Source organism: Terriglobales bacterium (assembly GCA_035624475.1).
In the GTDB taxonomy this organism is placed as follows: domain Bacteria; phylum Acidobacteriota; class Terriglobia; order Terriglobales; family Acidobacteriaceae; genus DASPRL01.
Genome location: DASPRL010000095.1, coordinates 1 through 8,802, shown reverse-complemented (window position 1 = coordinate 8,802; position 8,802 = coordinate 1). Strand labels below are relative to the sequence as shown.

General features: G+C 68.4%; 10 protein-coding genes. 9 read left to right on the top strand and 1 reads right to left on the bottom strand.

Translation table 11 applies throughout. The annotated features are described in order from the left end of the window. From VEG08_04120 to VEG08_04080, 9 genes are all read left to right on the top strand, one after another. The coding region (locus tag VEG08_04120) for an AsmA-like C-terminal region-containing protein (GenBank protein HXZ27170.1) at positions 1-1,127 on the top strand (1,127 nt) is incomplete at its 5' end. 60 nt (positions 1,128-1,187) lie between these two features. Continuing rightward, positions 1,188-2,003, top strand: a complete 816-nt coding sequence (locus VEG08_04115; protein HXZ27169.1) for an acyltransferase — start codon at positions 1,188-1,190, stop codon at positions 2,001-2,003. Between the two features lie 45 nt (positions 2,004-2,048). Next, complete coding sequence (locus VEG08_04110) at positions 2,049-2,723, top strand: site-2 protease family protein (protein HXZ27168.1); 675 nt, start codon at positions 2,049-2,051, stop codon at positions 2,721-2,723. Beyond that, the gene (gene trpS, locus VEG08_04105; protein HXZ27167.1) at positions 2,723-3,772 is read left to right on the top strand and encodes a tryptophan--tRNA ligase; all 1,050 of its coding nucleotides are present in this window, start codon (positions 2,723-2,725) and stop codon (positions 3,770-3,772) included. The genes VEG08_04110 and trpS overlap by 1 nt, the downstream gene beginning before the upstream one ends. 6 nt (positions 3,773-3,778) lie before the next feature. After that, positions 3,779-4,597, top strand: coding sequence for a segregation/condensation protein A (locus VEG08_04100; protein ID HXZ27166.1), 819 nt, complete (start codon positions 3,779-3,781; stop codon positions 4,595-4,597). 20 nt (positions 4,598-4,617) lie between these two features. Continuing rightward, positions 4,618-5,295, top strand: a complete 678-nt coding sequence (scpB, locus tag VEG08_04095; protein ID HXZ27165.1) for an SMC-Scp complex subunit ScpB — start codon at positions 4,618-4,620, stop codon at positions 5,293-5,295. 35 nt (positions 5,296-5,330) lie between these two features. Further along, positions 5,331-6,116: a pseudouridine synthase gene (locus tag VEG08_04090; GenBank protein HXZ27164.1), complete on the top strand. Its 786-nt coding sequence runs from the start codon at positions 5,331-5,333 to the stop codon at positions 6,114-6,116. A 31-nt stretch (positions 6,117-6,147) separates the two neighbouring features. Further along, the gene (gene hisC / locus VEG08_04085; protein ID HXZ27163.1) at positions 6,148-7,275 is read left to right on the top strand and encodes a histidinol-phosphate transaminase; all 1,128 of its coding nucleotides are present in this window, start codon (positions 6,148-6,150) and stop codon (positions 7,273-7,275) included. A 74-nt stretch (positions 7,276-7,349) separates the two neighbouring features. After that, on the top strand, positions 7,350-8,288 hold the full coding sequence (locus VEG08_04080; GenBank protein HXZ27162.1) for a hypothetical protein: 939 nt from the start codon (positions 7,350-7,352) through the stop codon (positions 8,286-8,288). Here VEG08_04080 and VEG08_04075 read toward each other — a convergent pair. Then, the coding region (locus tag VEG08_04075; protein HXZ27161.1) for an ROK family protein at positions 8,289-8,802 on the bottom strand (514 nt) is incomplete at its 5' end.

Here is an 8,802-nt window from a genome sequence, read left to right as displayed (position 1 = left end):
CTTACCACTTCGATCTCGAAGGTGATGCCGAGCTGCAGCGCCTTCTGCAACTGGGCGGCGCCCTGGGCCTGCGTCCTCCCAAGCTGACGGCCGCGGGCGGCGCCCGGGTCAGCCTCCAGGTGGACGGCCGCTGGAACGGCTTTAGCGCTCCCCTACTCACCGGCAGCGCCCAGTTGCATAACGTGGCCGCCCAGATGAAAGGAGTCGTCGCTCCCGTGCAAGTCTCGTCCGCGGCCCTGGTCCTCACCGAGAATCGAGTCAGCGTGCAGAAGCTGGCGGCCGCGCTGGGCGGGACCGGGATCAGCTTCACGGGCTCGCTGGAGCTGGCGCGGGGATGCGATCCCCTGCCCAGTTGCCCGGCCACCTTCGACCTGCACGCGGGCACGGTGGCGCTGGACGAGCTGAACCGCGTGCTCAATCCGCAGCTCCGGCCCAAGAGCTGGTTCCTGCTGGGTCCGCCGGCCTTCGAGAGCAACCTGTCCCAGCTGAAGGCCCAGGGAACGATCGCGGTGGACCGGCTGCTGATCAAGTCGGTGGCCGCCACCCGGGTCGAGGCCCGGGTGCAGATCGCCGGCGCCCGCGTGGACCTCACCCACGTGCAGGCCCAGCTCCTGGGCGGCCGGCACCGCGGCGAGTGGCACGCCGACTTCACCGGGCGTGTGCCCATGTATTCCGGGAGTGGGAGCGTGGAAGGGGCTTCGCTCGCCGAAGTAGCGCTGGCCATGCGCGATCCCTGGGCCGCCGGCACCGCCGGCGGCAGCTACCGGCTGACCCTGTCGGGCTGGAGCGCCCCCGAGCTGGTGTCCTCGCTGGCGGGCTCCATGGACTTCGAGTGGCGCGGCGGGGTGCTGCGCCACCTGGTGCTGGGAGGGGCGCGCGATCCCGTGCGCTTCCAGCGCTTCGCCGGCCACGCCCTGCTGCGCGACTCGACCTTCACCCTGTCCGGCTGCCGCCTGGAGACGCCGCAGGGCAGCTTCACGGTCAGCGGCACCGCTTCGCTGGGCCGCCAACTGGAGCTGCGGCTGGGGCGCGAGCGCGGACCCGGCTACAGCGTCAGCGGCTCCCTCGCCCGGCCACGGGTGAAGCCCTCTTCGCCACCCGCCGCCCAGGCCGAACTGCGTCCGTGAGGCAGCTTCCCCACCCTTGTGTTATGTTCTAAGACTCGTTGCTGCACTCCTGGTGTCCCCATGTTCCGCTTCCAATACCGCGACCTGCGTCCCTCGGCCGCCGCCGAGAAGGCCATGCTGTCCTGGATCGAGCGCCTGGAGCAGGAGTTCTCCAGCAGCGACCTGGAGCACCGCAGCCAGGTGGTGCGCGACGCGTTGCACGAACTCTACCTGGGCCGGCCCTACTTCCCGCCCGACCCCAACTCGCCCCTGGCCCTGCAGGCGCTGGTACACAGCTTCGATCCGCGCAACGCCACCCTGGAGCCCGAGTACTACGGCGACGTGGACGCGGCCCGCTACGCCGAGCGCAAGCCCCTGATCTGGTTCTGGATGATGTTCGACCGCTCGCCCGCCGGGCTGAATCACTGGCTGGGCTTCCGGGTGCGCTCGATGATCGCCCGCCACGTCCTCAAGCACCTGGGCAAGAACGTGAAGATCTTCCACGGGGTCGAGATCTCCTTCGGCTACAACCTCACCATCGAGGACAACTGCGTCATCCACAAGTACGTGCTGCTGGACGACCGCGGCGAGATCGTGATCCGCGAGGGCAGCTCCATCTCCGACTACGCCAACGTCTACTCGCATGCGCACGACCTGGCCGACTCGATGCTCATCGCCAACCAGCGCACCGAGATCGGCCCGCGCGCCCGCATCACCTACCACGCCACCGTGCTGAGCGGGGTGAAGGTGGGCGAGCACGGCCTGGTGGGCTCCATGGGCGTGGCTTCCAAGAACGTGGAGCCCTACCACATCGTGGCCGGGGTCCCGGCCAAGACGGTGAAGGTCAAGCCCAACGCGCCGCCGGCGCCCGCAGGTCCCGACGCTGCCAAGACCTGAGCCGCCCAAAATGCGGGTGCGGCCGTGGTACCATCAATCACCGGAATGCAGCCGCAGCAGATCGCCATCATCATCTTCCAGATCGCGGTGTTCCTGTTCGCGATCAGCGTGCACGAGTCGGCCCACGCCTGGGTGGCGTGGCGTCGCGGCGATCCCACCGCGCGCATGCTGGGGCGCATCTCTCTGAACCCCATCCGCCACATCGATCCGGTGGGCACGGTGGTGCTCCCGGCCATCGCCCTGTTCACCGGTCTGCCCATGATCGGCTGGGCCAAGCCGGTTCCCGTGAACCCGCTGAACTTCCGCAACCACGTGCTGGACGACGTCCTGACCTCGGTGGCCGGGCCGGTCAGCAATTTCATGGTGGCCACGGCCGCGGTCTTCGCCATGGCCCTGATCGCGCTGCTTCCCGGCGGGCGCGACGCGGTGCCCGGGGTGGTGGCGGGCTACGACACCGGCTCAGTATGGGTGCCGGTGGTGCTGTTCTTCTACCTCTCCATCCACATCAACGTGCTGCTGGCCATCTTCAACCTGATCCCGGTGCCGCCACTGGACGGCAGCCACGTGCTGCGCCATTTTCTCTCCGAGCCGGCGCGCCGCTTCTATGACACCTTCGGGATGGTGGGCTTGCTGGCGCTGGTGCTGTTCGGCGGACGCTTCCTGCACGTGCTGATCGCGCCCGTTCTCGGCCTTTTCGATTCCATACTGATGAGATTGTGATGGCCCGACCCAACAAGAAACCCCGCGTCCTGAGCGGCATGCGTTCCACCGGCAAGCTCCACCTGGGCAACTTCGTGGGCGCCCTCGACAACTGGGTGCGCCTGCAGGACGCCTACGACTGCTTCTTCTTCATCGCCGACTGGCACGCCCTCACCACCGACTACGCCGACACCGCGCTGGTGAAGCAGAACTCCCTGGAAGTGGTGATCGACTGGCTGGCCGCCGGGCTGGACCCGGAGAAGGCCACGCTGTTCATCCAGTCGCACGTGCCCCAGCACGCCGAACTGCACCTGCTGCTCTCCATGATCACGCCCCTGGGCTGGCTGGAGCGCGTCCCCACCTACAAGGAGCAGATCGCCAACCTGCAGAGCAAAGACCTGAACACCTACGGTTTCCTGGGGTATCCCCTGCTGCAGGCCGCCGACATCTTAGTCTACCGCGCCGACTACGTGCCGGTGGGCGAGGACCAGGTGCCGCACGTGGAACTGACGCGCGAGGTGGCGCGCCGCTTCAACCAGTTCTACCCGCGCGGCCGCGCCTATGTGTTCCCCGAGCCCCAGCCCCTGCTCACGCCCTCGCCCAAGCTTCCCGGCACCGATGGGCGCAAGATGTCGAAGTCGTACGGCAACACCATTCTGCTCAGCGAGCCCGAAGACAGCCTCCGGAGCAAACTGAAGACCATGGTCACCGACCCGGCGCGCATCCGCCGCACCGACCCGGGCAATCCCGACGTGTGCCCGGTCGGCGACCTGCACAAGATCTTCAGCGACAAGGAGACCCTGGCCCAGGTCAACCAGGGCTGCCGCGGCGCCTCCATCGGCTGCATCGAGTGCAAGGGCTGGCTGGCCGACCACGTGGTGGAAGCGCTGCGCCCCATCCAGGAGCGCCGCGCCAAGTACGAGCAGGAGCCCAAGCTGGCCTGGGAGATCCTGGAGACGGGCTCGATCAAAGCTCAGAAGCAGGCCGAAGCCACCATGCAGGAGGTGCGCGAGTGCATGCACATCTCCAGCGAATACGAGACGCCCCCCGAGGACGGGGGCAAGAAGTAACCCACCATGGCCGAGCCTACGCAACCCGCGGCGCAACCGGCGAAGAGCGCGAGCGACTTCCCCTTCGCGGTCACCGTGGGCACGGTGTACGACGGCCCGCTGGACCTGCTGCTCGACCTCATCCGCCGCCAGGACATCGACATCTACGACATCCCTATCGCCAGGATCACCGCCCAGTACCTGGCCTACATCGAGAGCCTGAAGCAGCTCGACGTGAACGTGGCCGCGGAGTTCATCTACATGGCCTCGCTGCTCATCCACATCAAGAGCAAGATGCTGCTGCCGCGCGATCCCACCGCGCCCCCCGAGGAGGCCGGCGACCCGCGCGAAGAGCTGATCCAGCGCCTGCTGGAGCACGAGAAGTTCAAGAACGCCGCCCAGATGCTGCTGCAGAAGCAGCAACTGGAAGACGCGGTATGGTCCAACCCCGCCCTCAAGGAGTTCCAGGACGCGGAGGGCACCGAGCCCGAGCTGGCCACCGACATCGTGGACCTGGTGCGCACCTTCCGCCAGATCCTGGAGCGCGCCAAGGCCCGGCCCGTGCTCGAGGTCAACGAGGACACGGTCACGGTGGCGCAGATGATCGACTACGTGCGCCGGCGGCTACTGCTGGAGGACCGTCCCGTCCGCCTGCACAGCCTGCTGCAGCACACGCGCTCGCGCAACGCCCTCATCGCCGCTTTCCTCGCCCTGCTGGAGATGGTGCGCCTGCAGGCCATCCTGGTGCGCCAGGACAAGATCTTCGGTGACATCGTCATCAAGAAACATACAATGTTCGATACCGTCTTCGGAGAGGACACGCCCGTGCGCGACGACTGGCGCTGATCCGGCGAGACAAGGGACCCATGAGCCTGAAAGCCAAACTGGAAGCCGTCGTTTACGCCGCCGAAGAGCCGGTCAGCGTGGAGCAGATGGCGCGCCTGCTGAAGGACGAGATCGCCGCCGAAGAGGGCTTCGATCCCAAGGAGGAGGGCGCGCTCGCCCGCGTCAAGGCCCGCATCCGCTCGGCGCTGGAAGGACTGGTGGCCGACTACCAGGCCGCCGAGCACGGCGTGGAGATCCGCCAGGTGGCGGGCGGCTTCCGCATGTCGACCAAGCCTGAGCACCACGAGGCGGTGCGCGCCTTTGCCAAGAGCCTGAAGGCGCCGGTCCGCCTCTCCCTGCCCGCCCTGGAGACGCTCTCCGTGATCGCCTACAAGCAGCCCATCACCGTCCCCGAGATCAACGAGATCCGCGGCGTGGACGCCAGCGCCGTCATCGGCACGCTGCTCGACCGCAAGCTCATCACCACCGCCGGGCGCAAGCAGGTGATCGGACGTCCCATCCTCTACAAGACCACCAAGGACTTCTTGCTGCGCTTCGGGCTGAAGGACGTGAGCGACCTGCCCAGCATGGAAGAGTTCGAGAAGCTGGCCGGCGGCTCGGAGCAGGCTGAGCTGTTCGCCGCCCAGGCCGACGCCACCGGCGTCCCCGGCGGCGCGGAGGAGAAGTCCGAAGCGGACTCGGAGAGCACTCCTGTCTGATAAGCTCCCGGTGAAGGCCGCCCACTGCCCCTGCCATGTCTCTTGAGCGCCTGCAGAAGATCATCGCCGCCGCCGGCCTAGCCTCCCGCCGCAAGGCCGAGCAGCTCATCAGCTCCGGGCTGGTCAGCGTGAACGGCGAGATCGTCAGCCAACTGGGCGCCAAGGCCGACCCCGAGCGCGACCACATCCGCGTCGGCGGCAAGCTGCTGCGCGGTCCCCAGCGCCACGTCTATTTTTTGCTCAACAAACCGCGCGGCTACGTCACCACGGTCACCGATCCCGAGGGTCGGCCCACGGTCATGGAGCTGATGCGGGCGGCGGGAGCGCGCCTCTATCCCGTCGGTCGGCTGGACTACGACAGCGAGGGCCTGCTGCTCATGACCAACGACGGCGACCTCACCTACCGCCTGATGCACGCCGCCTCGCACGTCCCCAAGACCTACCAGGTGAAGGTCAGCGGCAAGCCGGGGGAGGCGGAGCTGGGGAAGCTGCGCGCCGGGATCTTCCTGCCGGCGCGGCCGCCCAAGCCTGGGCAGGGCGGCGGCGACCGCAGCCGCAAGAGCGCTCCGGCCCGCATCCGCCTGCTGCGCGACGCCGAGAACCCGTGGTACGAGGTCACGCTCATCGAAGGACGCAATCGCCAGATCCGCCGCATGTTCGAGCAGATCGGCCACCACGTGGAGAAGATCAAGCGCGTGGCTTACGGGCCGCTGCAACTGGACGTGGCTCCCGGCGAGTTCCGCCCGCTGCAGCCGGCCGAGGTGGCGCGCCTGCGCGCCCTGGCGGGCGCCGGCCGTGGTCCGCGAAGCACTTCGCGCTGACACGCCCGCCGTGATACAAAAGAGCTTCCGCATGAGCCGATTCGACAAGCTGGTCCCCGAGTTTGTCCGCAGCCTGGCGCCCTACAAGCCGGGCAAACCCATCCGCCAGGCCGAGCGCGAGAGCGGCGTCCGCTGCATCAAGATGGCCTCCAACGAGAACCCCTTCGGGCCGTCGCCCAAGGCGCTGGAAGCCATCCGCGCCGCCGCCGCCGAGGTCCATCTCTATCCCGACATGGACACGGTCGAGCTGCGCACCAGGCTGGCCGAGCGCCACCATCTGCAGCCCGACCAGGTGGTGCTGGCCGACGGCTCCACCGCCCTGCTCGACCTGCTGGGCCGGGTGCTGCTGGCGCCGGGACGCAACGCCATTACCAGCGAGCGCTCCTTCATCGTCTATCCCATCGCCACGCGGGCGGCGGGCGGCAAGCTGCTCACGGTGCCCATGAAGGACGACGGCTTCGACCTGGACGCCGTCGCCGCCGCCATCAACCCCGACACCCGCCTGGTCTTCATCGCCAATCCCAACAATCCCACCGGGACGCTGCTCCCGGCTTCGGCGGTGGACCGCTTCCTGGAGCGCGTCCCGGAGCACGTGCTGGTGGTGCTGGACGAGGCCTACTGCGACTTCGGCGCTCACTTCGCGAGCACCCGCGGCCTCGACTACTCCCACTCCCTGGACTACGTGCGCCAGGGACGGAACGTGGTGGTGCTGCGCACCTTTTCCAAGGCTCACGGCTTGGCGGGGCTGCGCCTGGGCTATGGCTTCGGCCCGCCCGAACTGTTGCAGTATCTGGCCTGCGTGCGCACTGCGTTCTCGGTCTCCGCCATCGCCGAGGCCGCCGGTCTGGCCGCCCTGGAGGACGAGGCGCACATCCGCAAGACGGTGGAGAACAACGCCGCCCAGGCGCCCTGGCTGACCCAGCAGCTCGACCAGATGGGCTTCCGCACCATCCCCACCTTCGCCAACTTCATCTACTTCGACGTCGGAGAAGACGCCGTCGGCGTGGCCAAGCGCATGCAGGCCAACGGCGTGATCGTGCGCCCGCTGGCTGCGTGGGGCGCGCCCACCGCCATCCGCGTCACCGTCGGCACTGCCGAGCAGAACCGCGCCTTCCTGGCCGCCCTGCAGAAGTCCACTGCCCGCGCTGCCGTCGGGTGAGCCAGGCTGAAATTTCGTCCCAAGTCCCTAACCTCGCACCCCTCGGCACGTCTATCGGCTCAAGGGGGATTGCCATGTCCAAGAAGATCCTGCTTTTCGTTCTGGCGGTGGGCGCCGCCGGGCTGTGGCTGAACACGCCCGCCCGGGCCGGACATCGTTGGAGTCACTCCTCGGTCAACATCCGCACCCGCGACAGCGGCGCCTGGGACGACTGCCAGGCCCGCTATGACGTCAGCTTCGACGACCAGGACGCCTATCGCGCCCAGGAGCAGCAGACCCTGGCGCACTCCTCTTTCTCCACCCTGCGCGTGCACGACCTGAGTAACAACGGCGTGGTGGTGCACGGCTGGGACAAGCCCGACGTCCAAGTCACCGTGTGCAAGGCCGTGGCTGCCTCCAGCCAGGGCGAAGCCGATGGGCTGCTGCGCCAGATCAAGCTCCAGGTCAACCAGGGCGACGTCACGGTCCAGGGCGTGCCCGACGACCATGGCGTCTGGATCGGCCTGCTCATCCAGGTGCCCCGCGGCATCGCTATGCAGGTGAGCGTCCACAACGGCCCACTCAGCATCCAGGACGTCGAGGGCACGGTCGGCGCCGAGAGCCTGAACGGGCCTATCTCCCTGCGGCATTGCGCGGGGACGATCGACGTTTCCGCGCAGAACGGCCCGGTCGCCCTCAAGCAAGGCCGCGGCAAGGTCCGCATCGACTTGCAGAATGGCCCGCTGGACGTGGAGCTGGAGCCGCAAGCCTGGCAGGGAGAGGGCCTGGTGGCGCATACCGAGAACGGCCCCCTGAGCGTGACGCTCCCTCAGAACTACCGCTCCGGCGTGGAGGTGGACGCGAGCTGGCACAGCCCCTTCCGCTGCCGCCTGGACGCTTGCAGCGGCGCGGTCAAGGACTGGGACAACGCGGGCCGGAGCCGCAGCATCCGTTTGGGGCCTTCGGGCGCGCCCACCGTGGTACGCATCTCCACCGTCAACGGCCCGGTCAGCATCGGCTCCACGGAGTTCTGACTACGACGAGAGCATGGGCAGCCGCGCGGCGCCGATCAGGCCCGCGTCGCTGCCCAGCCGGGCGCGGCTGATCACCGTCTTGGGACCCGGCGCCTTCGACTCCGGGGCGGTCGCGCGGTAGACGAGCGAGCGCTTCGGCACCTCGTCCATCATGGCGGGTGCGAAGGCTTCCCAGGCATCCGCCACCCCGCCTCCCACGACGTACACGGGCAGATTCAGCAGGTTGATGAGCCCGGCCAGAGCGACCCCCAGCGCACGTCCGGCGAGCCTGTAGACCTCCTGCGCCGGGCGGTCGCCCTGCTGCGCCAGGTCGAAGACGGACCTGGCAGTGAGATCGCCGGCCTCCTGCAGCCATGCCAGCTCCGGCGCCTTGCCGCCGGCAATGGCTTCGCGCGCCAGCCGCACCACCGCCGAGGCCGAAGCGTACTGCTCCAGGCAGCCGTAGCTGCCGCAGCCGCAGGGATGGCCGTCGCGCTGCACGTTGATGTGCCCGGGCTCGCCCGCCATGCCGCGC

Coding starts and splice junctions, on each gene's coding strand:
- VEG08_04110 (HXZ27168.1), top strand. CDS start 2,049: ATGCAGCCGCAGCAGATCGCCATCATCATCTTCCAGATCGCGGTGTTC.
- VEG08_04100 (HXZ27166.1), top strand. CDS start 3,779: ATGGCCGAGCCTACGCAACCCGCGGCGCAACCGGCGAAGAGCGCGAGC.
- VEG08_04115 (HXZ27169.1), top strand. CDS start 1,188: ATGTTCCGCTTCCAATACCGCGACCTGCGTCCCTCGGCCGCCGCCGAG.
- trpS (HXZ27167.1), top strand. CDS start 2,723: ATGGCCCGACCCAACAAGAAACCCCGCGTCCTGAGCGGCATGCGTTCC.
- VEG08_04080 (HXZ27162.1), top strand. CDS start 7,350: ATGTCCAAGAAGATCCTGCTTTTCGTTCTGGCGGTGGGCGCCGCCGGG.
- hisC (HXZ27163.1), top strand. CDS start 6,148: ATGAGCCGATTCGACAAGCTGGTCCCCGAGTTTGTCCGCAGCCTGGCG.
- VEG08_04090 (HXZ27164.1), top strand. CDS start 5,331: ATGTCTCTTGAGCGCCTGCAGAAGATCATCGCCGCCGCCGGCCTAGCC.
- scpB (HXZ27165.1), top strand. CDS start 4,618: ATGAGCCTGAAAGCCAAACTGGAAGCCGTCGTTTACGCCGCCGAAGAG.